Raw genomic sequence first — 25,174 nt, 5'->3', positions numbered from 1 at the left:
GGAACCATAAGCGGCCGTTACCTAAATAACGGATATGTACTCAAACAAGATCAAGCATTCCCCGCCAACCTCAACCGAGCCGCCTGAGTAAAATCCAACATCCGCTTCAGCGGTCTAACCGCCTGCGGAATCACCGAAGGCTCAACAAAAATCTCATTACTCCCCTCACGCAAGCACTGCAGCGTGCGCTCCAGGGTATTCATCGCCATCCACGGGCAATGCGCACAACTGCGACACGCCGCCCCATTCCCCGCCGTCGGCGCCTCGACAAACACCTTGTCCGGGCACAACTGCTGCATCTTGTAGAAAATGCCGCGGTCGGTGGCCACGATAAACGTCTTGTTCGGCAACCGCTGCGCCGCCGCAATCAACTGGCTGGTAGACCCCACCGCATCCGCCAACTCAATCACCGAAGTGGGCGACTCCGGGTGCACCAGAATCGCCGCGTCCGGGTACAACGCCTTCATGTCCTCCAACTGCTTGGACTTGAACTCCTCGTGCACGATGCACGCACCATCCCACAGCAACATGTCTGCACCCGTCTGACGCTGGATATAGGTGCCCAGGTGCTTGTCCGGCCCCCAGATAATCGTCTCGCCGTTATCCATCAGGCTTTCGACAATCTCCAGCGCACAACTGGAAGTCACCACCCAATCAGCACGGGCTTTCACCGCCGCCGACGTGTTGGCATATACCACCACCGTGCGCTCAGGGTGCTGATCACAGAATGCCGAGAACTCATCCACCGGGCAGCCAAGGTCCAGGGAGCACGTGGCTTCCAGTGTCGGCATCAGGATGCGTTTTTCAGGCGTGAGGATCTTGGCCGTCTCCCCCATGAATCGCACGCCCGCCACCAATACGGTCTTGGCCGGGTGCGCCGCGCCGAAGCGGGCCATTTCCAGGGAGTCGGAGACACAGCCACCGGTTTCTTCGGCCAGGGCCTGAATCACCGGGTCGCAGTAGAAGTGTGCCACCAGCACCGCGTCCTGAGCCTTGAGCTCGGCGGCGATGGCGGCGCGGTAGCCCGCCTCTTCTTCGGCGCTCAGCACCTTGGGCTGCTTGGCGTCGAGGTGGGCTTGGACCAGAAGGCGTTCGGAAATTTGCGTCATGTTCGCAAGACCTGCAGGCGCAGTTGCGCGAAAGTCGAGTGTACCACCGGCTCTGGAGCCTTTCGGGCGCCGCCGGACGAAGTGATTGTGTTCATCAAGCACGGTGAAGCTGCGCAAGGCTACAGAATATCGAATGGTTTCAAAAGCCTAATCTGGGATTCGGCCAGGCATGAAAAAGGGAAACCCGGCCAGGGGTTTCCCTTTTTTACAACGACCGGTTTAACCGGGCAAAGCGGACGGATCGTCTTGCAGCAACGCCCACTGATGCATGTTCGCCAGGGCATCCTTCAGGATGGTTTCATCGGCGCCCTTGGTACTCTTGCCTTCCCGCGCCGCATATTCCAGCAGTACCAGGTAGTCGCGATGGCTGGTGGCCTCGTTCGGTACCACGCTGTCTTTAACCAGTCGAGCCATCTCGTATCGCTGGGTGCGGGTGTTCTGACTGGCGCTTTGGTCCACGGAGGCGTTGGTCAGGAAACCATCCTTGTAGGTGATGTTCGCCGCACTGCTGGCCTTGTCGTCGACCTTCACATAGAGGTAGTTCTGCGACTCGCGCCTAGTATCGAAAGCCGGCGGCTTCCCGCCATCCAGGCCCTGATGGAAACTGGCCTTGAGGCTTGATCGCTGGACCTGATCGATCGTGCGATTGGAGAGGTCATTGCCGCCGATGCGCGTTTTCTGGGAAATCCCATAGGCAAACGTATCGGTTTCCCCTGGGCGCGCCGGGTTGGGGGAGCTGGCCGCCTGGCTGATGGAGGCCTTGAAATCCGCCAGGCCCGTCAGCAGGCCTTGATCTGCCGCGCTGCGGGTCAGCGGCGCAGGCGCTTTGGCGCTCTGCGGGTAGTTGCTGTTCATGGCGGTAAACGCATCCTTGAACATCGCCATCAGGTCAGCATTGGCCTTGCCCCGCGCCTGGGCCTTGTCGAACTGGGCCAGGTAGCTTTTCAGCGCGATTGCCTGTTGCTTGGCGTTGCCGAGGATGCCGGCGTTCTTCAGGTCGACCGAGAGATTCACTTCCCCCGCCGGGCTACTCATGCGCGTGGTGCGGCCCTGGCTGTCCGCATGGAATGCAAGTGTGAGGTCGTCAGTATTGCTCACTTTCAATTTGCCGCTGAGGTCCACCGAAGCCAATACGCTGGAATCAAACTGCGTCAGCTTGCTCAGCTCGAGTTTCGGCGGCTGGGCGGCCAGGCCGTCGATCGCGTCCTGGAAGGCTTCGCCCAACTTGGCGACTTCCTTGAGTTCGGCGGCGCTGAGGGCGCCACCGTCCACCTTCGCCTGCGCGGCCAAGCCTCCCAACTGGCTGGCCAGGCTGAAGGTGACGGTCTTGCCGCTGGCCGTCTTGACGGTCAGGCTGACCAGGTTGTCGGCCCTGCTGTGCAGCAGCGCCTGTTGAACCTTGAGTTCGGCGGGGCTTTGGGTCCTGGAAGCGCTGGTGCTCAGCGCCGACTGGGAAATGTCGGTACCGCTCTTCGCAAATTGCTCAATCAGGGTGGCGCCCAGGCCGCTGAAGCCTGTGCCTCTGGGCAGTGCAGGGAAATTCGTGCTGATCGCTTTGGTGACCGCATCGTCGCTGTCACTTTCCCAGGCATTGATCGGCCCATGGCCGGGCAATTGGCCGTTGCGGGAATACGTCTCGGCTTGAACGTCCACCGTGACATTGCCAAGGCTGACCACCGAGGAAGGTCGCACGGCAGCGGCGTCCGTTTCTGGCGCCTGCGTAGCTGGCGGGGTAACGGCGGGTCGATTGGTAAGGGCGATGGCGGAGCTGATCGGCGAAAGCGTAGTCATGACGATCCCTGTCTTGAGCTGGATTGCAGCCAATTTAACCAAGACAGGGAAGGTTTGGTAGCGCGACCGATACAATTGCTAGCAAAGAGCCATGTCAGAAAACTGACTCTTTGCCCTCTTCCGGTGCATCAGAAGCGGTAAGTCACCGAACCGCCGAAACCGTTGGCGCTGTTTTCATACTTGGCGTCGTAGGTCAGCGCCAGTTGCGGATTATTGTCGCGGACCTTGATCGGCTCTTCTTTCAGGTAGGAATAAGCGACGTCGAAGGTCAGGTTATCCACTGGCGTCCAGCCGGCGCCCAAGCTGAACACCGTGCGATCGCCCGTAGGAATACGTACGGACCGGTCGGTGTTGTTGGTGGGCGTCTGGTCCACCGAAAAGCCGGTACGCAGCACCAGTTGCTTGTTCAACTGGTACGACAGGCCGATGGCGTGAGACCAGGTGTCATGCCAGTGCTGTTCTTCGGTGATGGAGTTCAGGCCGGCCAGTTCGGTGGCGAGGTCAGAGACGCCACTGTTGTTGATCGTAATCTTCTTCAACTGGCTCCAGCGGGTGTAGGTGCTGCCGACGTACAGGGTCCAGTCATCGTTGAGTTTATGGGTGACCGAGAAGTCCACGGACGACGGCGTGGTGACATCCAGCTTGGCGTCATACCGCTGCGGGCCGCCATCCACCAGGTCGGTGAGCACCCCCGAGGCGTTGGTTTTGCCCGACAGGTGATACACAACCTGCGAGTGGTAGGTCACACCAATGCGCGTGCTTTCAATCGGCTGCACCAGGATACCGGCGTTGAAACCGGTGGCGGTGTCGTCGCCCTTGACCTTTACGTTTTCCGTGCCGAGGCCAAATGCCGGGACCTTGGAGTCCAGTTCGCCACTGATACGGTTGAAGGTCGGACCGAAGCCCACCGAAACCTTGTCGTTGAAGGCATAGCTGACGGTTGGCTGCACGGTGATGACTTGAACCTTGCTTTTGTTGCCAAAGCCATTGCCCTGGAAGCTGTGTTCATAGTCGGTCACGAGGCCGAACGGCGCGTAGATTCCCAGGCCAAACGCCCAGTGTTCATCAATCGGCGTCACCAGGTAGCCCATCGGTACGGCGATGCCGGGGACCATATCGCCTTTGTCGGTGCCGGGGTTGTCCACGCCACCTTGGCTGGAGCTGGCATCCTTGATGTTCGACTTGGCATCCAGGTAGGTCGCCCCGATGCTCACTTCATTCTGCTTGAGGCGAGACATACCCGCCGGGTTGCCAAACACCGTGCTGGCGTCATCCGCGGAGGAGGAACGCCCGGCGTAACCGGTCCCCATTGAACTGATGCTTTGTTCGTTGAGGGCGAAACCACCGGCAAACAAGGAAGTGGAGGCAAGGGAAATCGACAGCGCCAAAGCGCTCTTGAAGAGTTTTTTATTCATTATTAGAACTCGAATTATTGGGCAGCGAGGGGAAGCTACCAATCTTCGAGCGGGCAAATTATGAAGAGTTTTTCATGCGCAAAATTGTCCGACAATCCTATTTCTTTCAAAGACTTCGACGGTTTTTCCAGCACTTATTCAGACCCCGGAACCTGAATATGACTGACGGGTTTTAATCTCGCCGTCACGCTTGCAGCAGGCCGGATTGCCTGCCATCGAATAAGCGTCAAGGCGCTGGTGATATAAGTGTCGCAATGACATGATGACGGCCATTTAACACGCGTGGCAGCACTCAAATGAATAGCACTATCGGGACGGGTCCTGAGACAAACAGCCCACCTGAATCTGGCGAGAGTGATTTGTCCGCCGCGGGCCTCAACCACAGCGAAGCCTTCACCGAACGCGTGCTTGCCAGCATTAACGATTGCATCAAGGTGCTGGACCTCGACGCCCGCCTGACCTTCATGAGCGAAGGCGGCAAGCAGATCATGGAAGTCAGCGACTTCAATGCGATCCGCGGCTGCCCCTGGCCCGACTTCTGGCACGACCAGGGCAATCTCGATGCCAAGGCTGCCGTTGAGGCCGCCAAGGCCGGTCGCAATGCCAGCTTTGTCGGCGCTGCCCACACCCTGGCCGGCAACCTTAAATGGTGGCACGTGAACGTCAGCCCGATCATGGGCAGTGACGGCCTGCCGGAGAAAATCCTCTGCGTGTCCCGGGACATCACGCCCCTGCGCGAAGCCGAAGAGTCCCTGCGCAAACTCAACGAGTCCCTGGAACAGCGGGTGGTCGAACGCACTCGCGATCGCGACCGTATCTGGCGTCTGTCGCCGGACCTGATGCTGGTGGCACAACTCGACGGTGTGATCTCCGCCGTGAACCCGGCCTGGACACGCATGCTCGGCCACGCCGAAAACGACCTGGTGGGCAGCCAGTTGCTGGCCCTGGTTCACCCCGACGACCTGGCCGTCTCATCCTCGGCGGTCAGCCGTTTGGGCGATGGCAAGAACTTCCCCAATTTCAAGAACCGTTACCGCCACCAGGACGGCAGCTACCGCATGATCGCCTGGACGGCCGTGCCCGACAGCGACTACATCCACGCCGTGGGCCGCGACATCCAGGCTGAGGAAGAAGCCAAGGAAGCCCTGCGACTGTCGGAAGACGCCCTGCGTCAGTCACAGAAACTGGAAGCCATCGGCCAGCTCACTGGCGGTGTCGCACATGATTTCAATAACCTGCTGACGGTGATCAAGTCCTGTGCCGACTTGCTCAAGCCACCTGCCCTGAGCGAAGCACGCCGCGTGAAATACGTGGAAGCCATCGCCAGCACGGTCGATCGCGCGGCCCGCCTGACGGCCCAGTTGCTCACATTCGCCCGCCGCCAGGCTTTGCGACCCGAGGTGTTCAACGTCGGCGAAAGTGTAAAGCGGGTGGGCGAGATGATGGACAGCCTGACCGGCTCGCGGGTCAAGGTAAGCATCCAGGTGCCTGACGACGCCTGCTTTATCAACGCCGACGAAAGCCAGTTCGATACCGCGCTGGTCAACATGGTGGTGAACGCCAGGGATGCCATGGCCGGCAACGGGCATTTGACCATCACCGTTTCGACGGCAAGCTGGCTACCCTCGGTTCGCGCTCACCCGGTACGTGTCGCCGATTACGTGACCATCGAACTGGCGGACACCGGCTCGGGTATCCCGCCGGAAAAACTCGACGCGATCTTTGAGCCCTTCTACACCACCAAGGGTATCGGCCAGGGCACCGGCCTGGGCTTGTCCCAGGTGTACGGCTTCGCCAAGCAATCAGGCGGGGAAATCCTGGTACAGAGCGAGTGCGGCAGGGGTAGCCAATTTACGCTGTACCTGCCCAAGGTCGAGCCAAGTGCCATGCCGGTACCTCAAGACACCAGCGTTTCGCCCATCATCTCAGGCTTGTGCGTGCTGATGGTCGAGGACAACGCCGATGTGGGCCTGTACACCTCGCAAACCCTGGAACAGATGGGCTTTCACGTGCTGTGGGTGCCGGATGCGAACAGCGCGCTGGAAGCCCTGGCCCCCAACCCGGAAAGCTTCCAGGTGGTGTTCTCCGATATCTCCATGCCCGGCATGAGTGGCCTGGAGTTGCTGGACGCAATCGAAGCCTTGTACCCATGGCTGCCGGTGGTGCTCACCACCGGCTACAACGACGAATACGCGCGTATCGCCCAGGAAGAAGCCAGCCGTTTTGTCTTGCTGCAGAAGCCGTATTCCACCGAGGTGCTGGCCCTGCTGCTGCAAAAAGTCGTCAAGAGCCGCCTGCCCCTGGTCGCACAAGGCTAGACCGCAGGCCGGGTCGTGTCCGGAACATTCCCCATCTCCAGGGCCAGATCCAGCCAGGCCCGCGCCGCCGGTGGCAAGTGCGCCTGTCGCCGCCAGGCCAGGGCGATGTGCCAATCAGTCTGGGGCTCGTCCAGCTGGATCAGGGCGATGCCGGCGTGCAGGTGTTTGTAAGCCAGCATGCTCGGTAGAAACGCGACACCCAGGCCTGCGGCAACCAGGTCGACGATAAAGTCGATCTGGGCACTGCGGGCGGTGATACGCGGGACTACGCCTCTGCGCTCGCAGGCTGTGAGAATGATCCGGTTAAGCGCAAACCCGGCCTCGAACAGAATAAAGGGCGAGTCAGCCAGGTCGGAAAAATCGACGCTTTTACGCCCGGCCAAAGGATGGTCGATCGGCATCACCACCATCAGTGGCTCGACGCGCACATCCTGATATTCAAATTCTCCCGCCACCGGTACCAGCAACGCGGCCAGGTCCACCTCCCCGGCCTCCAGGCATTCGCCCAACTTCTTGCTGCCATGCTCGATCAGCTCGATCTCGATTTCCGGATAACGCTGTCGATACAAGGCAAACATCGCCGCAAACAGCACCCCACTGCCCACCGGCGGCAAGCCGATGCGCAATACACCGCGCTTGAGCCCCAGCAAGTCGTTGATCTCGGCCACCAGGTCACTGCGCTCCGCCAGCAACACCAGCGCTCGGCGGTAGGCAATTTCGCCGGCGGCCGTGAGCTCGCTCTTGTGGCCGATGCGATTGAACAGCGGCGTGCCCAATTCATCTTCCAGAGTCTTGACCGCCTTGCTGACGGTAGACTGGGTGAGCGAAACCACCTCGGCTGCTTGTGAGAAGCTGCCCTGGCGAACTACTTCGACAAAGGCCAGCAACGTACGAAGGTTCATGAGTATTCCGTTTGCGACTTGATTCAAGTTGGAAAAGTTGTTTTTACCATGAAAGGCCTTTGTCTATCCTCACCCCACCGTTTTCTTCACTCGGGGCATCACTGTTCATGATCATTTCGTCTGCATCGGATTACCGCGAAGCCGCCCGCCGCAAACTGCCGCGCTTCCTGTTCGACTACATCGACGGCGGCGCCTACGCCGAACACACCCTCAGGGCCAACAGCTCGGACCTGTCGGATATCAGCCTGCGCCAGCGCATCCTGCGCAACGTCGAAAGCCTGAGCCTTGAAACCACGTTGTTCGACCAGCCATTGGCGATGCCGGTGGTCCTCAGCCCGGTGGGCCTGACCGGCATGTTTGCCCGGCGTGGTGAAGTCCAGGCGGCGAAGGCGGCAGCGAACAAGGGCATTCCGTTTTGCCTGTCGACCGTTTCCGTGTGCCCGATCGAGGAAGTGGCGTCCCAGAGCCCGCAATCGATCTGGTTTCAGCTGTATGTGCTGAAAGACCGCGGCTTCATGAAAAACGCCCTGGAGCGCGCCCAGGCCGCCGGGGTGAAAAACCTCGTGTTCACGGTCGACATGCCCACCCCCGGCGCGCGTTATCGCGACGCCCATTCGGGTATGTCCGGTGCCTACGGGCCGCAACGCCAAATCCTGCAGGCCATGACCAAACCAGCCTGGGCCTTCGATGTGGGCCTGCTGGGTCGCCCCCACGACCTGGGCAACATCTCCAAGTACCTGGGCAAGCCCACCCAACTGAAGGACTACATCGGCTGGCTGGCCAACAACTTCGACCCTTCCATCAGTTGGAAAGACCTGGAGTGGATCCGCGAATTCTGGAAAGGCCCGATGATCATCAAAGGCATCCTCGACCCACAGGATGCCAAGGACGCGGTGAGCTTTGGTGCCGACGGCATCGTCGTCTCCAACCACGGCGGGCGCCAGTTGGATGGCGTGCTGTCCACAGCCAAGGCACTGGCGCCTATCGTACAAGCCGTGGGCAGCGATCTGACGGTGCTGGTGGACTCCGGCGTACGCTCGGGGCTGGACGTGGTGCGCATGCTCGCGCTGGGCGCCAAGGGCGTTCTGCTGGGCCGTGCACAGGCTTACGCACTGGCCGCCGACGGGCAGCGTGGCGTGGAGAACCTGCTGGATATCTTCGCCAAGGAAATGCGCGTGGCCATGACGTTGACCGGAGTCACGTCGATCGCCCAGATCGATGAGTCGATCCTGGTGCGCAGCCAGGGTTGATCAGTGCAGCGACCTCGGAGCATCCCTTCCGGGGTCGCCCACAGATATTTCTAAATGTTTCTTCATAAAGCCAAACCGTCATTAAACAGACACATTTCAGGAATTAAATCGTCACGTCCCAGCCAGGTGGAGTCCTCCACCTGCCCCCTTCCTTTGAGGTGTCGTCGTGATGTTGCTGACCAAAAAGAGTCTGTCAGTGTTGTTCACTGCCCTGTGCCTGAGTGGTGTCGCTCACGCCACTGACGTCACGGGCGCAGGCTCCAGTTTCGTCTACCCGGTGCTGTCCAAGTGGTCCCAGGAATACAGCAAAAGCTCCAGTGACCGGATCAACTACCAGTCCATCGGCTCCGGTGGTGGTATCGCCCAGATCAAGGCGGCTACCGTGGACTTCGGTGCGTCCGACGCGCCGCTGTCGGCGGATGAACTGAAGGCCGGCGGCCTCGGCCAATTCCCAAGCGTGATTGGCGGCATCGTGCCGGTGATGAACGTCGAGGGCATTGCAGCTGGCCAGCTGAAACTCGATGGTGATGTGCTGGCGAAGATCTTCCTCGGTGACATCAAGGCCTGGAACGACCCGGCGATTGCCGCCCTCAACCCCGGCTTGAAACTGCCGGGCGCGAATATCACCGTGGTCCACCGCTCGGACGGCTCGGGCACCTCGTACAACTTCACCAACTACCTCTCCAAAGTCAGTGATGGCTGGAAAACCAAAATCGGTTTCGGCACCACCGTGCCGTGGCCGGTCGGTGTGGGCGGCAAGGGTAACGAAGGTGTTTCGGCCTACGTGAAGCAGATCAAGAACTCCATCGGCTTTGTTGAATACGCCTACGCCCTGCAAAACAAGATGACCTACGCCTCACTGAAGAACGCGTCCGGCAAATTCGTCGAGCCCAACGCCAAGGCCTTCCAGGCAGCGGCTGATACTGCCGATTGGGCCAACGCCCATGACTTCAACCTGATCATGACCAACGCACCGGGCGAGAACGCGTGGCCGATCACGGCGACCACTTGGATCATCATGTACAAGCAGGCAAAAAACGCCGAGCAAAGCCAGGCCGCTTTCAACTTCTTCAAATGGTCGTTGGAGAAAGGTCAGCAGCAGGCTGCGGCATTGGACTACGTAGCGTTGCCCGATTCCCTCGTGACCCGGATCGAAGGTTACTGGAAGTCTGACTTCGCCCACTGATCCGCCTCTATAGCCCCCTTCCTCAAGCATGTGCATGCTTGATGGAGGCGGGTGAGCACTTCTGATATGAACGACACCGTGCAACCCTTGGTTATGACTACTCACGCAAGCGACGTGTCGGGTGATAGCCGCGCCGCTCGCGATCAGCGCCACGATCTGTGGTTCAAACGCTCGATGTTCGGGGCCGCGATGCTGGTGCTGCTGCTCTTGGCAAGCATCGCCGCCTCCACCCTGTGGGGCGGTGGCCTGGCCTTCAAGACCTTCGGTTTCGGTTTCATCACCAGCACCGAGTGGGATGCCGTCAACAACCACTTTGGCGCCCTGGTACCGATCTACGGCACCTTGGTCACCTCGTTGCTGGCGTTGCTGATTGCGGTGCCGGTGAGTTTCGGCATCGCGATTTTCCTCACCGAAGTGGCGCCGCCCTGGCTCAGAATGCCGGTCGCCTCCGCCGTTGAATTGCTCGCGGGCATTCCCTCGATTATCTATGGCATGTGGGGCCTGTTTGTTTTCGGGCCCTTTATGGCTGAACACTTGTCACCCTGGATCAATGACTTCCTGGGTGCGCTTCCGTTTATTGGCTCGCTGTTCCAGGGGCCGCCGCTGGGCATCGGGATGCTGACCGCCGGCATCGTGCTGGCGATCATGATCACGCCGTTCATCACGTCGGTGATGCATGAGGTGTTCCGCAGTGTGCCGACTCAATTGAAGGAGTCGGCCTACGCACTGGGCAGTACTACCTGGGAAGTGGTTTGGGACATCGTCCTGCCCTACACCCGTTCGGCAGTGGTCGGCGGGATCTTTCTCGGCCTCGGTCGCGCCCTGGGTGAAACCATGGCCGTCACCTTCGTGCTGGGCAACGCGCAACAGTTCTCCGCCTCGTTGCTGATGCCCAGCAGTTCCATCGCGTCCGTCATCGCCAACGAGTTCAGCGAGGCGTACACCGACCTGCATCGTTCGGCGCTGATCGCCCTGGGCTTCCTGCTGTTTATCGTGACATTCGTGGTGCTGGCACTGGCGCGGCTGATGCTCATGCGCCTGTCCCGCAAGGAGGGCCTATGAGCAGCAACGAACGCCTGTACCGCAAGCGTGCCTTGAAGAACCGGGTGGCCATGCTGCTCAGTTGTGGCGCGACAGTCTTTGGCCTGCTGTGGCTGGCGTGGATTCTGCTGACCACCATCATCAACGGCTTTCAGGCGCTCAACCTGCGCCTGTTTACCGAGATGACGCCGCCACCCGGAACAGACGGCGGCCTGGCCAACGCGTTTTATGGCAGCGCCCTGATGTCCGGGATTGCGCTGCTGATTGGCACGCCCATCGGACTGATGGCCGGTATCTGGCTGGCGGAATTCGCACGGCACTCGCGCCTGGGTACCACGGTGCGTTTCATCAACGACATCCTGCTGTCCGCGCCGTCGATCGTGCTGGGCCTGTTCATCTACACCGGGGTGATCCTGCCGCTGAACCTGCTGACCAATCACCAGGTAGGTTTCTCCGCCATTGCCGGTGCCCTGGCGCTGGCCTTGCTGGTGATTCCGGTGGTGGTGCGCACGACCGACGAGATGCTCCAACTGCAACCTTCCACCATGCGCGAGGCGGCCCTGGCCCTGGGCGTACCCCAGTGGAAACTGACGTTGCAGATCGTGTTGAGAGCGGCCAAGGCCGGCGTGGTGACCGGCATCCTGCTGGCGCTGGCGCGGATTACCGGGGAAACCGCGCCGCTGCTGTTCACCGCCTTCGGCAACCAGTTCTGGAGCAGCAACCTGCTCAAGCCGATTGCCAGCGTGCCGGTGGTTATTTTCCAGTACGCCATGAGCCCCTTCGATGACTGGCACTCCCTCGCATGGGCAGGCGCCTTGGTACTGACGATGTTCGTGCTGGTGCTGAGCTTGCTGTCTCGCCTGATTCTTTTGCGCAATAGGTCCCACTGATGCAATCGACCCGCCTTGATCCTGAAAAAACCAAAATCCGTGTCCGTGGGTTGGAGTTTTTCTACAACAACCAGCGTTCGCTGAAATCCATCGACATCGACATTCCGGAAAAACGCATCACCGCGATCATCGGCCCATCGGGCTGCGGCAAGTCGACCTTGCTGCGGGTGTTCAACCGTATCTACTCGATGTACCCGAAGCAGGAAGCCCGCGGTGAAGTGCTGCTCAATGGCGAAAACATCCTCGCCCCCGGCTACTCGATGAACCGCCTGCGCAGCCACGTCGGGATGGTCTTCCAGAAGCCGGTGCCGTTCCCGATGTCGATCTACGACAACATCGCCTATGCCGTGCGTCACCACGAAAAGCTGTCGCGCCGGGAAATGGATGATCGAGTCGAGCAAGCCTTGCGCGGCGGCGCGCTGTGGGATGAGGTGAAGGACAAACTCAAGCAGAGCGCCCAGAGTCTTTCAGGCGGACAACAGCAACGCCTGTGCATCGCCCGCACCATTGCGCTGCGCCCGCAGGTATTGTTGCTGGATGAACCGACCTCGGCGCTCGACCCGATTTCCACCGGGCGCATCGAGCAGTTGATCACCGAGCTGAAAGAGCAATACACGGTGATCATCGTGACCCACAACATGCAGCAGGCCGCCCGGGTGTCGGACAGCACGGCGTTCATGTTCATGGGCGAACTGATTGAGCATGGCAATACGGATGAGATCTTCACCAAGCCGAAGATGAAACAGACCGAGGACTACATCACCGGGCGGTTTGGCTAGCTTTAACAAAAAAGCCGATCACTCTCTGTCGCGAGAGTGATCGGCTTTTTACTGGGCAAAAAAAAACCCGGAAATCCTCACTTGCGTGGGCCTTCCGGATTTTCTAAACCGCCAAAAATGGTGGGTCGTGTGGGATTCGAACCTACGACCAATTGGTTAAAAGCCAACTGCTCTACCAACTGAGCTAACGACCCGCTGTGTGGTGGCGCGTATAATACTGATTTCTAAGGATTATTCAACACCTTATTTAAAATAAATCAGAAATAACGCGTTGGGTCAGTAATTCCGGCCGCTTGGAAGCCCTCTGCACGCAGTCTGCAGCTGTCGCATTTCCCACAAGCGCGACCATCAGTGTCTGCCTGATAGCAGGAAACAGTCAGCGAGTAATCGACGCCAAGTCCTACGCCTGCCTTCACGATATCGGCCTTGCTGCGGTTCTGCAGCGGCGCCAGTATGCGAAAGCCCTGCCCTTCTACACCGGCCTTGGTCGCCAGGTTGGCCATGCGCTCGAACGACTCGATGTACTCGGGACGGCAGTCCGGGTATCCGGCGTAGTCCAGGGCGTTGACGCCGATGAAGATGTCGCGGGCATTGAGCACCTCGGCCCAGCCGAGGGCCAGGGACAGGAAGACCGTGTTGCGTGCCGGCACGTAGGTCACCGGAATGCCTTCGCTGGGGCCTTGCGGCACGTCTATGGAGCTGTCGGTCAGCGCCGAGCCACCCATGCCGTCGAGATTCAGGCCGATCACCTTGTGCTCAACCGCGCCCAGGTCTCGGGCGACACGGGCGGCAGCGTTCAGTTCGGCACGGTGACGCTGGCCGTAGTCGAAGCTCATGGTGTAGCAGCTGTAGCCTTCTGCACGGGCCATGGCGACCACGGTCGCGGAGTCGAGGCCGCCGGACAGCAGGATCACCGCACGTTTTTGATCAGTCATCTCAGCGCCCCGGCTCATCGTTCCACAGGTACTTGTGCAGCTGCAGTTGCAGACGCACCGGAAGGTTGTCTGCAACGACCCAGTCGGCCAGGTCGCGAGCATTCAGGTCATGATGGCTGGGGGAAAACAGCACTTCGCCGGCCCGGCGGTCCAGGCCATACTGGATCAGCTTGGAGGTCGCCCAGTCGTAGTCTTCACGGGAACAGATGACGAACTTGACCTGGTCGTTGGCCGTCAGCAGCTCAATGTTCTCGTAGCGGTTGCGGTGCACTTCCTTGGAGCCTGGGGTCTTGAGGTCGACGACTCGGCTGACCCGAGGGTCGACTGCAGAGATATCGAGGGCGCCGCTGGTTTCCAGGGACACCTCGTAACCGGCATCGCACAACTGCTTGAGCAAGGGAATGGCATTGGGCTGTGCCAGGGGCTCGCCACCCGTGACGCAGACATAACGCGGCCGGTAACCGGCCACCTGCTCAAGGATGTCTTCAAGGGTGCGCACGGTGCCGCCGCTGAAGGCGTAGGCGCTGTCGCAGTACTGGCAACGCAGCGGGCAACCGGTGAGGCGCACAAATACAGTGGGCAGCCCGGCAGTGCGCGTTTCACCCTGCAACGAGTAAAAAACTTCGGTGATACGTAATGTGTCTTGCATAGTCGCCACGGGCGTAACAGCTAAACAGGCTGTCCGCCTCCGTCAGGCACTTCAAGGAATTGCGCCAACGCGTAAACCCCAGGAAGCGTGTTTCATAAAAGAGCGTGGATTCTAACGAAAAAACCCGCGCAGGGCGCGGGTTTCTTCTGAACGGGTTGCGACGCTTACATGCGTTGCAGATCCCGCTGAGCCAACTGGGCCGCAGAGGTACCCGGATATTGGGCCACCACCTGCTGCAGAATGCCTTTGACCTTGTCGGTATGACCCAGGCGGCGTTCTACGTCAGCCAGTTTGTACAGCGAATCCGGCACCTTGGCGTGCTTGGGGTACAGCTGGCTGACCTTGGCAAATGCCTGGCCTGCGCCCTGCAGATCACCCTTGGCCAGGTTCACCTCACCCAACCAGTACTGGGCGTTGCCCGCGTACTGGCTGTTCGGGTATTTGCGCAGGAATGCGGTAAAAGCCTGGCTGGCCTTATCGAAATCCTTGGCTTTGATCAGGTCGAAGGCTGCATCGTAATACAGCTTTTCCTTCGCAGGATCACCCGGTTCGCTGCTGGCGGCAGGGGCTTGGCTCGCAGCCGCGGCCCCTGCCGCTGCACCACCGGCGGCGCTTGCGGCGCCACCGGCAGAAGAATTATCAGGAGTGGCGGCTGGTGTAACGCCGGCTCCAATGCGTCGATCAAGATCCTGGTAACGCTCCAGGCCTTCTTGCTTCAGCTGGTTCACTTGATTCTGCAGAACCTCAATCGTGCCTTGTTGCTGCGACAATTGATCCTGCATGCGTTGCAGCTGGTTGAACAGTTCGCCCTGTGCCGAAGGCGCGGCAGTTGCCGCGCCCCCGGCATAGGCGCCGTTCGTGCCATAACCCGCTGGCGGATAACTGCTCCCGCTATTGTTATAGCCAGAGTTGCTATCTTCCACAGGAACCGCAGCCCACACCGCAAGCGGTGCCAGGCTGAGAGCCAATACAGTTAGAGCACGACGGCACGTTCGCATGACGAATTACTTACGCAGTTCGACGCGACGGTTTTGAGCCCAGGACTGCTCGTCGTGGCCAGTAGCAACTGGACGCTCTTTACCGTAGGAAACCAGTTCCAGTTGGCCTGGAGCAACACCTTGCAGAACCAGGTAGCGCTGAACGGCTTTCGCACGACGCTCGCCCAGTGCCATGTTGTACTCACGAGTACCACGTTCGTCGGTGTTACCTTCCAGAACAACGCGAGCGCCGTTAGCTTTCAGGTCCTTCGCGTGAACGTCCAGAGCGCGCATGGCTTCTGGTTTCAGGTCCGAACTGTCGTATTCGAAGTAGAAAGTGGTGATAGCGCGCAGAGCAGCTTCTTCGCTCAGGGAGCCGTCAACTGCACCAGTGTTAGCGCCGTAACCAGCGTTTGGATCAACAGCTGCGCCTTCACCGGCATTGTCGCCGCCTTTAGACGAGCAACCAACGGCTACGGACAGAGCCAGAGCCAGAGCAGCAAACTTACCAAACTTCAGCATTTCCATCGTGAAACTCCTAATGAACCCCAGTGTGTTAAGTACTTCTTTTTGTAGCGCCGCGTCAGTTCAGGTAAGGGGACCAGGACGGTTCTCTGACTTCGCCTTGAGCGGTAGGAAGCGGGAGCCTTACGCGTCCATTAATGGACACGAGCATCAAGACTCCCCGGCCCTGCTGGCGGGTGGCGTAGATTACCATGGTGCCGTTGGGCGCAACAGTAGCTGACTCATCAAGGTTGGTATCTGTAAGGATTTTTACGGTTCCACGCTGCAAATCCTGGGCCGCAACCCGGAAATTAGTGAAACCATCCTGACGGTGAATCATCACCAACGTCTTTTCATCAGCCGAAAGCTTAGGTGCAGCGTTGTAGTTACCAATAAAGGTCACTCGTTCGGCGCCGCCGCCGTTGACGCTGGTTTTGTAGACTTGCGGCTTGCCGCCACGGTCGGAGGTGAAGTAGATGGTCGAGCCATCCTTGCCCCAGAACGGTTCGGTGTTGATACCCGGGCCGCTGGTAACACGGCTCAGTTGGCGCGAAGCCATGTTCATCACGTAGATGTCCGGGTTGCCATCTTTGGACAGCACGAATGCCAGGCGCGAACCATCCGGCGACCAGGCTGGCGCGCCATTCAGGCCTTCGAAGTTGGTGATCTGCTCACGGCGACCGGTATCGATGTGCTGGACGAAGATCCGTGGACGCTTCTGTTCAAAGGACACGTAGGCGATACGCTTGCCATCTGGCGCGAAACGCGGCGACAGGATCGGCTCACGGGATTGCAGCAGCGTCACTGCACGAGCGCCGTCATAGTCGGAGCGCTGCAAAGTGTAACGAGTGTTGTCTACCGAAAAACGCTCGGCCGTTACATAGAGCAAGCGCGTGGAGAAGGCACCCTTGATCCCGGTCAGTTTTTCAAACGACTGGTCGGAGATGTAGTGCGCCATGTCCCGCAGCTGATCCGTGGTGCCCGACACGCTGCCGGTCAGCACTTGCTGCTCGGTCGCGACGTTGAACAGGGTGTACTGGATCTGCAGGCGACCGCCGGCGGGCGTGATGCTGCCCACCATCAGGTACTGGGCGTTCAGCGCTTTCCAGTCACGGAAGATGACTTCGCTGGCCTGGGTCGGCTGGCTGATCATGTTGCCTTTGTCGATCGGTGCGTAGTAGCCGGAGTTGCGCAGGTCATCGCTGATGATCTGCGACATGTCGTCCGGCAGCACGCTGCCGCCCTGCCAGCCAAACGGCACAACGGCGATCGGGGTGGCCCGATCGCTACCGCTGGTGACCAGGATGTTCTTTTCATCCGCCGCCGCTATCCCTGCCATGCAGCAAATAACGACAAGCATTCCTCGAAGAAGGTTTCTCACAAGGCTAGATCCTCAGGTGTGAATGTCATCTTGAATGAACGGTAGGGAGCGAAGTCGCTTGGTTTCATTCCCTGCATCTCGGTCAACCGGCCAATGTTCTTGACCGCTGCTACCGCCGAACTGTCGAACGAACCGTCGCCACTGGACTTGGCCACGCTGACCGAAGTCACCGTACCGTCCGGCAACATGCCGATCTGCAGCACTACTGTCATGCCTTTACGTGCCGAAGGAGGACGGGTCCACCCTTCCGCTGCCCGTGAACGAATCAGGTCGTCGAAACTGCCCGCGACTTCATCACCACGTTCATCGGCCAAGGCTTGCTGGCGCTGCGGCGTGTCGGAAAGCAAATCGGCCAAGGCCTGGGCCTTTTTGTCTTCGGTCGATTTACGCGCTGCTTCCTGGGCCTTTTTCTTGGAGGCATCGGCGGCAGCTTTCTTCTTCGCATCGTCGGCGATCTTCTTCTTCGCCTCGTCAGCTTCAGCTTTCTTCTTGGCGTCGTCCGCGGCTTTCTTCTTCGCGTCTTCGACTATCTTTTTCTTCGCGTCTTCAGCGGCCTTTTTCTTGGCCTCTTCTTCGGCAGCCTTCTTGGCTTCTTCTTCAGATTTCTTCTTGGCTATATCAGCCAATTGTTTCTCTTCAGCCTTCTTGGCTTCGGCAGCTTTATCGGCTTTCTTGGCTTCATCAGCCTTTTGCGCCTCTGCAGCTTTCTTCGCCTCGTCAGCCTTTTTCGATTCCTCGGCCTTTTGAGCCGCCTCTTCTTTCTTTTGTTCCGCAGCAGCCTTCACCGCTTCCTGCTCGACCTTCTTCTGTTCCATCTGCTCGACTTCAGTCTGGCGCGCAGCCGACTTCTGGGCCTCACCCGCAATCTTCTGATTGGTCTGGGTGGTGGCCTGGCTTTTCGATTTCAGCTGATACAGGGTCGCCTGCACGATCGGCTTGGCTGGCGGCAGGTCCGGGGTCATGGCAAAGCTGACGAACAGCATGCCAAACACCAGGACGTGCAGGGCAATTGCCCAGACGCTAGGCCAGAAGTAGCTTTCCGAGGCGGACGGCTCTCGCTGTTGGTGCATCAGGGCGCCTCGGTAATCAAGCCAACATTACCGACCCCGGCCTTCTGCAGCCCGCCCATGGCGCCCATGACGGAGCCGTAGTCGACGACCTTGTCGCCGCGAATGAACACCTGGGTGTGCTTGCCACCTTCGTTGCCGGCGCGAATGATCTTGGTCACGGCATCAGTCATCTGCGGCAAGGTCATGGCCTTGTCCTGCTGTTTCTGAGTGTCGACTTCGCTGCCAAGGTTCCAGTAATAGGTCTTGTCAGCCTTGATCGAAATGGTCAGGACCTGGGTGTTGTTGTCCTGCGGCAAGGCTTCGCTGGAAACCTTGGGCAGATCAACCTTCACGCCCTGATTGAGCATCGGCGCGGTCACCATGAAGATAACCAGCAGCACCAGCATCACGTCGATGTAAGGCACCACGTTCATCTCGGCGACCGGCTTGCGCTTTTTGCGAGCTCGAGCGATTAAAGCCATTGGGAATTACCTGCTTATTCTTCGCTGGTGTGCACTTTACGGTGCAGGATCGCCTGGAATTCATCGGCGAAGGTGTAGTAACGGCTGATCAAGGTTTCGCCACGAGCGGCAAAACGGTTGTAGGCGATTACTGCGGGAATAGCTGCGAACAGGCCGATGGCGGTGGCGATCAGCGCTTCGGCGATACCCGGGGCCACGGTGGCCAGGGTCGCTTGCTGGGCCTGGGCCAGGCCGCGGAAGGAGTTCATGATCCCCCATACGGTACCGAACAGGCCGATATACGGGCTGACGGAACCTACGGTGGCGAGGAACGGCAGGCTTTGCTCAAGCTTTTCTTCTTCCCGGGAGATGGCGACGCGCATGGCACGGGCCACACCTTCCATGACCGCTTCCGGGTCAACGCCTGGCTGCTGGCGCAGACGGGAGAATTCCTTGAAGCCTGCGCGGAAGATCTGCTCGACGCCCGAATCCGGGTCCGGGTTGCTGCCCGCCTGGCGGTACAGCTTGGACAGGTCGATACCCGACCAGAAGCGCTCTTCGAAGCTCTCCAGGGCACGTCGACCAGCACGCAGCAGGTTGCTGCGCTGAAAAATCATGACCCAAGAGGTAACCGATGCGGCTACCAGGACCAGCATCACCAGTTGAACCACGACACTGGCATTGCTGACCAGGCTCCACATGGAGGAATGGTCGACGACGGTAGGTTCCACGCTAAATCTCCTGCTCTGAATGTTTACCCGCGCCGCTCACGCCGGCAAAGGCCGCGCGTAGAGTTTCGGGAATGGCCCGGGGTTTCAAACTATTGGTGCGAACACAGGCCACCAGGAACTGCCCCTCACAGAGCAGCGTTGCATCCGTAGCCCGCCTGACCTGCTGTTTAAAGCGCAGGCTGGCACGGTTCAATTCGGTTATTTCTGCGCTGACCAGCAGCTCGTCGTCCAGTCGCGCCGGCGCGTGGTAACGCGCCTCGCTGGAATGCACGACAAACAACAGGTCCTCCCCTGCCAGCTGGGATTGGGCAAAGCCCAGCTCCCGTAGCCGCTCGGTTCGAGCCCGCTCCATGAACTTTAGGTAATTGACGTAATAAACGATGCCGCCAGCATCGGTGTCCTCGTAATAAACGCGACAGCGATGTGCGAACGACTGATCCCCGTTTTGCGCGCGCATACTCTAGTGCTTACTCCTCAGGTTGCCAATCCGGCCAGGCAACTGTTTTTCATTCTGTGGCACATTTCTAACGAAAGAATGACGACGCCAGCCACTAGGACAGCACAAACTCCGAATAAATCGAATCGCCAAGCGTTTTTAATCGTCTACTGCATCGAGGAATTCGTCTACTACGGGCATCTCGCCCAATCGTGACGGAATGTTTAACCCAAAGTGCAGATACGCATGCCGGGTGACCACACGCCCCCTTGGTGTGCGCATGATGTAGCCCTGCTGAATCAGATACGGCTCCAGTACATCCTCAATCGTATGCCGCTCTTCGCTGATGGCGGCGGCGAGGCTGTCCACGCCCACCGGGCCGCCGTCGAACTTCTCGATCATGGTCAACAGCAGGCGCCGGTCCTGGTGATCAAAGCCATGCTCATCCACATCCAGCAGGTTCAGCGCCAGGTCTGCCACGGGCTTGGTGATATGCCCCTTGGCCCGCACTTCGGCAAAGTCGCGCACCCGGCGCAGCAGACGGTTGGCAATCCGCGGGGTACCACGGGCGCGGCGGGCGATTTCAAAGGCGCCTTCCGGGTCCAGGGGCAAGCCAAGGATGCTCGCCGAACGGCTGACGATGGTGGCCAGATCCGCCGTGCTATAGAACTCTAGACGTTGAACAATCCCGAAACGGTCTCGCAGCGGGTTGGTCAGCATGCCCGCACGGGTGGTCGCACCCACCAGCGTGAACGGTGGCAGGTCGAGCTTGATCGAGCGCGCCGCCGGGCCTTCTCCGATCATGATGTCCAGCTGGAAGTCTTCCATGGCCGGGTACAGTACTTCCTCGACGATGGGCGAAAGCCGGTGGATCTCGTCGATAAACAGTACGTCGTGGGGCTCCAGGTTGGTCAGCAGCGCCGCCAGGTCGCCCGGGCGCTCCAGCACGGGGCCGGAGGTGGACTTGATCGACACGCCCATTTCCTGGGCGATGATGTTGGCCAGGGTGGTCTTGCCGAGCCCGGGCGGGCCGAAGATCAACGTGTGGTCCAGGGACTCGCTGCGCCCGCGCGCGGCCTGGATGAACAGCTCCATCTGCTCGCGCACGGTGGGCTGGCCGATGTATTCGGCAAGGCTCAGGGGGCGAATCGCCCGGTCCTGGATTTCTTCACGATCACGAGGCCCGGTGGCCGCGATCAGACGATCAGCTTCAATCACTTAAATCATTCCCTTCAGGGCGCGGCGGATCATGTCTTCGCTGCTCAGGTTCTTGTCCTTGATGGCTGACACGGCCTTGCTCGCCTCTTGCGGCTTGTAGCCCAGGGAGATCAGCGCGCTGACCGCATCGCTTTCAGCGCTGGCCACCGGCACACCCGGCGCATCAGGCTGGTTGGGCACCAGGGCAAACATGCTCGGCACAACCTCCCAGGCCTTGAAGCGGTCTTTGAGCTCCACCAGCAGGCGCTCGGCGGTTTTCTTGCCAACGCCCGGTACCTTGGTCAGCGCGGACGTGTCCTGGGCCGACACACAGCGCACCAATTCATCCACTTCCAGGCTCGACATCAGCGCCAGCGCCAGCTTCGGCCCCACGCCGTTGAGGCGGATCAGCTCACGGAAAAAATCCCGGTCACGCTTGCCAACGAACCCATAGAGCAATTGCGCGTCTTCGCGCACCACCAGGTGAGTGTGCAGGGTCAGCGGTTCACCGACCGACGGTAAGCGGTAGAGGGTGGTCATGGGCACTTCAAGCTCATAACCCAGCCCGTTTACATCCAGAATCAGGTGCGGTGGCTGTTTCTCAGCCAGGGTGCCGCGCAAGCGTCCAATCACGTTCGAATCCTTAAGAATCGGCTCAAATCAAGGCCTGGCCGGTAATAACGCGGGCATGCCGGCCGACAGCACAGGCCGTTCATGCACCCCACGCAGAATGAATGCGCTGATGCTATCAGAGACGCAGCCGGCCGCCACGACTGCGTGCGGTCCCCAAGCCATGGGGCATCAGGCTGGAACGGGTATGGGCATGGCAAATGGCAATGGCCAGGGCGTCGGAGGCATCGATTTGCGGTTTGGCGGTGAGTTTGAGCATGTGCATGACCATCATCATCACCTGCTCTTTATTGGCAGCACCGGTACCGACCACGGCTTGCTTGACCTGGGTCGCGGTGTATTCAGCGATCTCCATGCCCTCCTCGGCTCCGGCCACGATGGCCGCACCGCGGGCCTGGCCGAGCTTCAGGGCGGAGTCGGCGTTTTTCGCCATGAACACTTTTTCGATGCCCATGGTCACCGGCCCATAGGTCTGGATCACTTCGCGCACGCCGCGATACACGATCTGCAAGCGCTCGGCCAACTCGCCGGCGCCGGTACGGATACAGCCCGACGCCACGTACACGCAGCCTCGCGGGGTCTGTTGGACCACGCCAAAGCCGGTGATTCGCGAACCGGGGTCGATACCTAGGATTAGAGTCATAACGCCTGCAGTTGGATAAAAAATTCTTGATATAGCCAAGATCAAAATGTGGGAGCGGGCTTGCTCGCGAAGGCGGTGTATCAGTCACCGTATTGACTGACTGACACGCCGCCTTCGCGAGCAAGCCCGCTCCCACATTAGATCTGCATCATCCTTCAGCCTAGCTGTTCAGCCACCGATTCCGGAATATCGGCATTGGAATAGACGTTCTGCACGTCATCCAGGTCTTCAAGCATGTCGAGCATCTTGAGTACCTTCTGCGCCCCGTCCAGGTCCAGCTCGGCGCTGGTGGTCGGCAGCATCACGATTTCCGCGTCGGTGCCTTTGAAACCAGCCGCTTCCAGGGCGTTACGCACCGAATAGAAGCCCGCGAACGAGGTGAACACGTCGATGGAGCCGTCTTCGTTGGTCACCACGTCGTCGGCATCGGCCTCCATTGCAGCCTCAATCAGCGCATCTTCATCCACGCCCGGCGCGAAGGAAATCTGCCCCTTGCGCTCAAACAGGTAGGCTACCGAACCGTCTGTGCCGAGGTTGCCGCCACATTTGCTGAACGCATGGCGCACGGCAGCCGCGGTACGGTTGCGGTTGTCGGTCATGCACTCGACCATCACCGCCACGCCACCCGGGCCGTAGCCTTCGTAGCTCAACTCGACCATGTCGTCTGTATCGGCCGCACCGGCACCACGGGCCACGGCGCGGTCGATGATGTCGCGGCTCATGTTGGCGCCGAGGGCCTTGTCCAGGGCCAGGCGCAGGCGCGGGTTGGAACCCGGGTCACCGCCACCCTGGCGCGCGGCAACGGTCAGCTCGCGAATCCACTTGGTGAAGATCTTGCCTTTCTTGGCATCCTGACGCTCTTTGCGGTGCTTGATGTTCGCCCACTTGGAATGGCCAGCCATAACACAACTCCGAAATTCTGTAGAAACCTGTCGATCCCGCCCCAGGCGGGACTTCCCTCTTTAACGTGCAGCCCTTGTAACGCAAAGGCGCATCCGAAGATGCGCCCTTAGCTGACAATGTAAAACCCTATCGCGCTTTCACGCTGCGGCCTTACTCAGCCTTTGGTGTCTCGCGCAGACGGATATGCAGCTCGCGCAGTGCCTTGGCATCCACCACACCCGGCGCTTGCGTCATGACGTCGGCAGCACTTTGGGTTTTCGGGAAGGCAATCACTTCACGGATCGACTGGGCACCGGTCATCAGCATCACCAGACGGTCCAGGCCGAAGGCCAGGCCGCCATGGGGTGGCGCGCCGTATTTCAGGGCGTCAAGCAGGAAGCCGAACTTCTCTTGCTGCTCATCTTCGTTGATGCCCAGCAGGCGGAAGACCGATTGCTGCATTTCCTTGCGGTGGATACGGATCGAACCGCCACCCAGCTCGGTGCCGTTGAGCACCATGTCGTAGGCACGGGACAGAGCGCCAGCCGGGTTGGCTTCCAGCTCTTGCGGCGTGCACTTCGGCGCGGTGAACGGGTGGTGCAGTGCGCTGAAGCTGCCGTCGTCGTTTTCTTCGAACATCGGGAAGTCGACAACCCACATCGGCGCCCACTGGCAGGTCAGCAGGTTCAGGTCGTTGCCGACCTTGATCCGCAGTGCACCCAGCGCTTCGCTGACGATCTTCGACTTGTCGGCACCGAAGAACACGATGTCGCCGTCAACCGCGCCAACACGATCCAGGATCACATTGAGGTTGGCTTCAGGGATGTTCTTGACGATTGGCGACTGCAGGCCTTCAACGCCCTTGGCGCGCTCGTTGACCTTGATGTACGCCAGGCCCTTGGCACCGTAGATGCCGACGAACTTGGTGTAGTCGTCGATCTGCTTGCGCGGCATGCTCGCAGCGCCAGGCACACGCAGTGCGGCGATACGGCATTTCGGGTCGTTGGCCGGGCCGCTGAACACCTTGAAGTCGACATCTTTCAGTTGGTCTTCAACGTCAACCAGTTCCAGCGGGTTACGCAGGTCTGGCTTGTCGGAACCGTAACGGCGCATGGCTTCTTCGAAGGTCATGTGCGGGAATTCGCCGAACTCCAGGTTCAGCACTTCCTTGAACAGGTTGCGGATCATCTGCTCGGTGATGCCCATGATCTCTTTTTCATCGAGGAAACTGGTCTCGATGTCGATCTGGGTGAATTCCGGCTGGCGGTCGGCCCGCAGGTCTTCGTCACGGAAGCACTTGGCGATCTGGTAGTAACGGTCGAAGCCGGCGACCATCAGCAGTTGCTTGAACAGCTGTGGCGATTGCGGCAAGGCGAAGAAGGAACCGGCGTGGGTACGGCTCGGCACCAGGTAGTCGCGGGCGCCTTCCGGGGTAGCACGGGTCAGGATCGGCGTCTCGACGTCGAGGAAGCCGTTCTCGTCGAGGAAGCGACGGATGCTGGTGGTCATGCGCGAACGCAGGCGCAGCTTCTCGGCCATTTCCGGGCGACGCAGGTCCAGGAAGCGATAACGCAGGCGGGTTTCTTCGCCAACGTCAGAGAACTCGTTCAGCGGGAACGGCGGAGTTTCCGACTCGTTCAGCACTTCCAGTTCGTAACCCAGCACTTCGATCATGCCCGACGCCATGTTGGCGTTGGTGGCACCGGCCGGACGCAGGCGAACCTTGCCGGTGATCTTCACGACGTACTCGCTGCGCACGCGATCGGCGGCGGCGAAGCTCTCGGCGCGGTCCGGATCGAACACCACCTGGGCCAGACCATCACGATCACGGATATCGAGGAAGATCACCCCGCCGTGGTCGCGGCGACGGTGAACCCATCCGCAAAGGGTGATTTCCTGACCTTCCAGGGTCTCGTTCAGTTGGCCGCAATAGTGGCTGCGCATCATGATAGTGGTTTCGCTTCTCGTAATTCGAAATTCGGTGGAGGCCCGCCTCATCACCGTACAGCTAAGTCAGG

24 protein-coding genes and 1 tRNA gene are annotated in these 25,174 nt (G+C 59.8%); 6 read left to right on the top strand and 19 right to left on the bottom strand.

What is annotated here, in order from left to right; genetic code table 11:
• Positions 1-50: 50 nt before the first annotated feature.
• The 3 genes from nadA to HX839_RS19865 form a co-directional block, all read right to left on the bottom strand.
• Positions 51-1,109 (bottom strand): quinolinate synthase NadA, encoded by a 1,059-nt coding sequence (gene nadA / locus HX839_RS19875; RefSeq protein WP_003209852.1) that lies wholly within the window; start codon positions 1,107-1,109, stop codon positions 51-53.
• A gap of 219 nt (positions 1,110-1,328) precedes the next feature.
• Positions 1,329-2,900, bottom strand: coding sequence for a lactate dehydrogenase (locus HX839_RS19870; RefSeq protein WP_218173652.1), 1,572 nt, complete (start codon positions 2,898-2,900; stop codon positions 1,329-1,331).
• Positions 2,901-3,028: 128 nt separating this feature from the next.
• Positions 3,029-4,315 (bottom strand): OmpP1/FadL family transporter, encoded by a 1,287-nt coding sequence (locus tag HX839_RS19865; protein ID WP_177067574.1) that lies wholly within the window; start codon positions 4,313-4,315, stop codon positions 3,029-3,031.
• A 359-nt stretch (positions 4,316-4,674) separates the two neighbouring features.
• Here HX839_RS19865 and HX839_RS19860 point away from each other — a divergent pair, with 359 nt between their 5' ends.
• The gene (locus tag HX839_RS19860; RefSeq protein WP_177021869.1) at positions 4,675-6,633 is read left to right on the top strand and encodes a PAS domain-containing sensor histidine kinase; all 1,959 of its coding nucleotides are present in this window, start codon (positions 4,675-4,677) and stop codon (positions 6,631-6,633) included.
• Here the strand turns inward: HX839_RS19860 and HX839_RS19855 are convergent.
• Positions 6,630-7,535, bottom strand: a complete 906-nt coding sequence (locus HX839_RS19855; protein ID WP_003209844.1) for a LysR family transcriptional regulator — start codon at positions 7,533-7,535, stop codon at positions 6,630-6,632. The two genes, HX839_RS19860 and HX839_RS19855, sit on opposite strands and share 4 nt — an antisense overlap.
• Positions 7,536-7,642: 107 nt before the next feature.
• On the opposite strand from HX839_RS19855, the gene lldD reads away from it, so the two are divergent.
• The 5 genes from lldD to pstB all read left to right on the top strand — a co-directional run bounded on the left by lldD (position 7,643) and on the right by pstB (position 12,681).
• Positions 7,643-8,785: an FMN-dependent L-lactate dehydrogenase LldD gene (gene lldD / locus HX839_RS19850; protein WP_003209842.1), complete on the top strand. Its 1,143-nt coding sequence runs from the start codon at positions 7,643-7,645 to the stop codon at positions 8,783-8,785.
• 169 nt (positions 8,786-8,954) lie between these two features.
• The gene (pstS, locus tag HX839_RS19845; protein ID WP_177067573.1) at positions 8,955-9,971 is read left to right on the top strand and encodes a phosphate ABC transporter substrate-binding protein PstS; all 1,017 of its coding nucleotides are present in this window, start codon (positions 8,955-8,957) and stop codon (positions 9,969-9,971) included.
• Positions 9,972-10,037: 66 nt separating this feature from the next.
• On the top strand, positions 10,038-11,033 hold the full coding sequence (gene pstC / locus HX839_RS19840; RefSeq protein WP_177067575.1) for a phosphate ABC transporter permease subunit PstC: 996 nt from the start codon (positions 10,038-10,040) through the stop codon (positions 11,031-11,033).
• Positions 11,030-11,902 (top strand): phosphate ABC transporter permease PstA, encoded by an 873-nt coding sequence (gene pstA / locus HX839_RS19835; RefSeq protein ID WP_003209837.1) that lies wholly within the window; start codon positions 11,030-11,032, stop codon positions 11,900-11,902. Before pstC ends, pstA begins: the two co-directional genes overlap by 4 nt.
• Entirely contained in the window at positions 11,902-12,681 is a 780-nt protein-coding gene (pstB, locus tag HX839_RS19830; RefSeq protein ID WP_003209835.1) for a phosphate ABC transporter ATP-binding protein PstB, read from the top strand. The genes pstA and pstB overlap by 1 nt, the downstream gene beginning before the upstream one ends.
• A gap of 118 nt (positions 12,682-12,799) precedes the next feature.
• Here the strand turns inward: pstB and HX839_RS19825 are convergent.
• The 15 genes from HX839_RS19825 to aspS all read right to left on the bottom strand — a co-directional run bounded on the left by HX839_RS19825 (position 12,800) and on the right by aspS (position 25,103).
• Positions 12,800-12,875, bottom strand: a tRNA-Lys gene (locus tag HX839_RS19825).
• Positions 12,876-12,938: 63 nt separating this feature from the next.
• Positions 12,939-13,616, bottom strand: coding sequence for a 7-cyano-7-deazaguanine synthase QueC (queC, locus tag HX839_RS19820; RefSeq protein ID WP_043225928.1), 678 nt, complete (start codon positions 13,614-13,616; stop codon positions 12,939-12,941).
• A gap of 1 nt (position 13,617) precedes the next feature.
• Positions 13,618-14,265, bottom strand: a complete 648-nt coding sequence (gene queE / locus HX839_RS19815) for a 7-carboxy-7-deazaguanine synthase QueE (RefSeq protein ID WP_003209831.1) — start codon at positions 14,263-14,265, stop codon at positions 13,618-13,620.
• A 164-nt stretch (positions 14,266-14,429) separates the two neighbouring features.
• Entirely contained in the window at positions 14,430-15,263 is an 834-nt protein-coding gene (ybgF, locus tag HX839_RS19810; RefSeq protein ID WP_023659229.1) for a tol-pal system protein YbgF, read from the bottom strand.
• 6 nt (positions 15,264-15,269) lie between these two features.
• Positions 15,270-15,770 carry a peptidoglycan-associated lipoprotein Pal gene (pal, locus tag HX839_RS19805; RefSeq protein ID WP_003209827.1) on the bottom strand — a complete coding sequence of 167 codons (501 nt, stop codon included), beginning with the start codon at positions 15,768-15,770 and terminating at the stop codon, positions 15,270-15,272.
• A gap of 55 nt (positions 15,771-15,825) precedes the next feature.
• A complete protein-coding gene (gene tolB / locus HX839_RS19800; RefSeq protein ID WP_032868196.1) occupies positions 15,826-17,106 on the bottom strand; it encodes a Tol-Pal system beta propeller repeat protein TolB in 1,281 nt (426 codons plus the stop codon).
• A 17-nt stretch (positions 17,107-17,123) separates the two neighbouring features.
• Positions 17,124-18,197: a cell envelope integrity protein TolA gene (gene tolA / locus HX839_RS19795; protein ID WP_003209823.1), complete on the bottom strand. Its 1,074-nt coding sequence runs from the start codon at positions 18,195-18,197 to the stop codon at positions 17,124-17,126.
• Positions 18,197-18,649: a protein TolR gene (gene tolR, locus HX839_RS19790; RefSeq protein ID WP_161635741.1), complete on the bottom strand. Its 453-nt coding sequence runs from the start codon at positions 18,647-18,649 to the stop codon at positions 18,197-18,199. Before tolR ends, tolA begins: the two co-directional genes overlap by 1 nt.
• 23 nt (positions 18,650-18,672) lie before the next feature.
• Positions 18,673-19,368: a protein TolQ gene (gene tolQ / locus HX839_RS19785; RefSeq protein WP_003209819.1), complete on the bottom strand. Its 696-nt coding sequence runs from the start codon at positions 19,366-19,368 to the stop codon at positions 18,673-18,675.
• Position 19,369: 1 nt separating this feature from the next.
• Positions 19,370-19,825: a tol-pal system-associated acyl-CoA thioesterase gene (gene ybgC, locus HX839_RS19780; RefSeq protein ID WP_008432379.1), complete on the bottom strand. Its 456-nt coding sequence runs from the start codon at positions 19,823-19,825 to the stop codon at positions 19,370-19,372.
• Between the two features lie 138 nt (positions 19,826-19,963).
• Positions 19,964-21,022, bottom strand: coding sequence for a Holliday junction branch migration DNA helicase RuvB (gene ruvB, locus HX839_RS19775; RefSeq protein WP_003209815.1), 1,059 nt, complete (start codon positions 21,020-21,022; stop codon positions 19,964-19,966).
• Positions 21,023-21,634, bottom strand: coding sequence for a Holliday junction branch migration protein RuvA (gene ruvA / locus HX839_RS19770; protein WP_003209814.1), 612 nt, complete (start codon positions 21,632-21,634; stop codon positions 21,023-21,025).
• Between the two features lie 115 nt (positions 21,635-21,749).
• Positions 21,750-22,274: a crossover junction endodeoxyribonuclease RuvC gene (ruvC, locus tag HX839_RS19765; RefSeq protein ID WP_003209812.1), complete on the bottom strand. Its 525-nt coding sequence runs from the start codon at positions 22,272-22,274 to the stop codon at positions 21,750-21,752.
• Positions 22,275-22,429: 155 nt separating this feature from the next.
• Positions 22,430-23,176, bottom strand: a complete 747-nt coding sequence (locus tag HX839_RS19760) for a YebC/PmpR family DNA-binding transcriptional regulator (protein WP_003209810.1) — start codon at positions 23,174-23,176, stop codon at positions 22,430-22,432.
• A gap of 151 nt (positions 23,177-23,327) precedes the next feature.
• On the bottom strand, positions 23,328-25,103 hold the full coding sequence (gene aspS / locus HX839_RS19755; RefSeq protein WP_003209808.1) for an aspartate--tRNA ligase: 1,776 nt from the start codon (positions 25,101-25,103) through the stop codon (positions 23,328-23,330).
• Positions 25,104-25,174 lie beyond the last annotated feature (71 nt).

The organism is Pseudomonas sp. I8001, from assembly GCF_013385345.1.
GTDB lineage: Bacteria > Pseudomonadota > Gammaproteobacteria > Pseudomonadales > Pseudomonadaceae > Aquipseudomonas.
This window is presented reverse-complemented; position numbering and strand designations above follow the sequence as displayed.

Bases quoted from the DNA above. Each gene is read 5' to 3' on its own strand.
- HX839_RS19760 (WP_003209810.1), bottom strand. From the start codon at position 23,176: ATGGCTGGCCATTCCAAGTGGGCGAACATCAAGCACCGCAAAGAGCGT.
- pstB (WP_003209835.1), top strand. From the start codon at position 11,902: ATGCAATCGACCCGCCTTGATCCTGAAAAAACCAAAATCCGTGTCCGT.
- pstS (WP_177067573.1), top strand. From the start codon at position 8,955: ATGTTGCTGACCAAAAAGAGTCTGTCAGTGTTGTTCACTGCCCTGTGC.
- queE (WP_003209831.1), bottom strand. From the start codon at position 14,265: ATGCAAGACACATTACGTATCACCGAAGTTTTTTACTCGTTGCAGGGT.
- HX839_RS19855 (WP_003209844.1), bottom strand. From the start codon at position 7,535: ATGAACCTTCGTACGTTGCTGGCCTTTGTCGAAGTAGTTCGCCAGGGC.
- tolB (WP_032868196.1), bottom strand. From the start codon at position 17,106: ATGCTTGTCGTTATTTGCTGCATGGCAGGGATAGCGGCGGCGGATGAA.
- tolA (WP_003209823.1), bottom strand. From the start codon at position 18,197: ATGCACCAACAGCGAGAGCCGTCCGCCTCGGAAAGCTACTTCTGGCCT.
- pstA (WP_003209837.1), top strand. From the start codon at position 11,030: ATGAGCAGCAACGAACGCCTGTACCGCAAGCGTGCCTTGAAGAACCGG.
- pstC (WP_177067575.1), top strand. From the start codon at position 10,038: ATGAACGACACCGTGCAACCCTTGGTTATGACTACTCACGCAAGCGAC.
- pal (WP_003209827.1), bottom strand. From the start codon at position 15,770: ATGGAAATGCTGAAGTTTGGTAAGTTTGCTGCTCTGGCTCTGGCTCTG.
- HX839_RS19865 (WP_177067574.1), bottom strand. From the start codon at position 4,315: ATGAATAAAAAACTCTTCAAGAGCGCTTTGGCGCTGTCGATTTCCCTT.
- ybgC (WP_008432379.1), bottom strand. From the start codon at position 19,825: ATGCGCGCGCAAAACGGGGATCAGTCGTTCGCACATCGCTGTCGCGTT.
- HX839_RS19870 (WP_218173652.1), bottom strand. From the start codon at position 2,900: ATGACTACGCTTTCGCCGATCAGCTCCGCCATCGCCCTTACCAATCGA.
- queC (WP_043225928.1), bottom strand. From the start codon at position 13,616: ATGACTGATCAAAAACGTGCGGTGATCCTGCTGTCCGGCGGCCTCGAC.
- ybgF (WP_023659229.1), bottom strand. From the start codon at position 15,263: ATGCGAACGTGCCGTCGTGCTCTAACTGTATTGGCTCTCAGCCTGGCA.
- ruvC (WP_003209812.1), bottom strand. From the start codon at position 22,274: ATGACTCTAATCCTAGGTATCGACCCCGGTTCGCGAATCACCGGCTTT.
- lldD (WP_003209842.1), top strand. From the start codon at position 7,643: ATGATCATTTCGTCTGCATCGGATTACCGCGAAGCCGCCCGCCGCAAA.
- nadA (WP_003209852.1), bottom strand. From the start codon at position 1,109: ATGACGCAAATTTCCGAACGCCTTCTGGTCCAAGCCCACCTCGACGCC.
- aspS (WP_003209808.1), bottom strand. From the start codon at position 25,103: ATGATGCGCAGCCACTATTGCGGCCAACTGAACGAGACCCTGGAAGGT.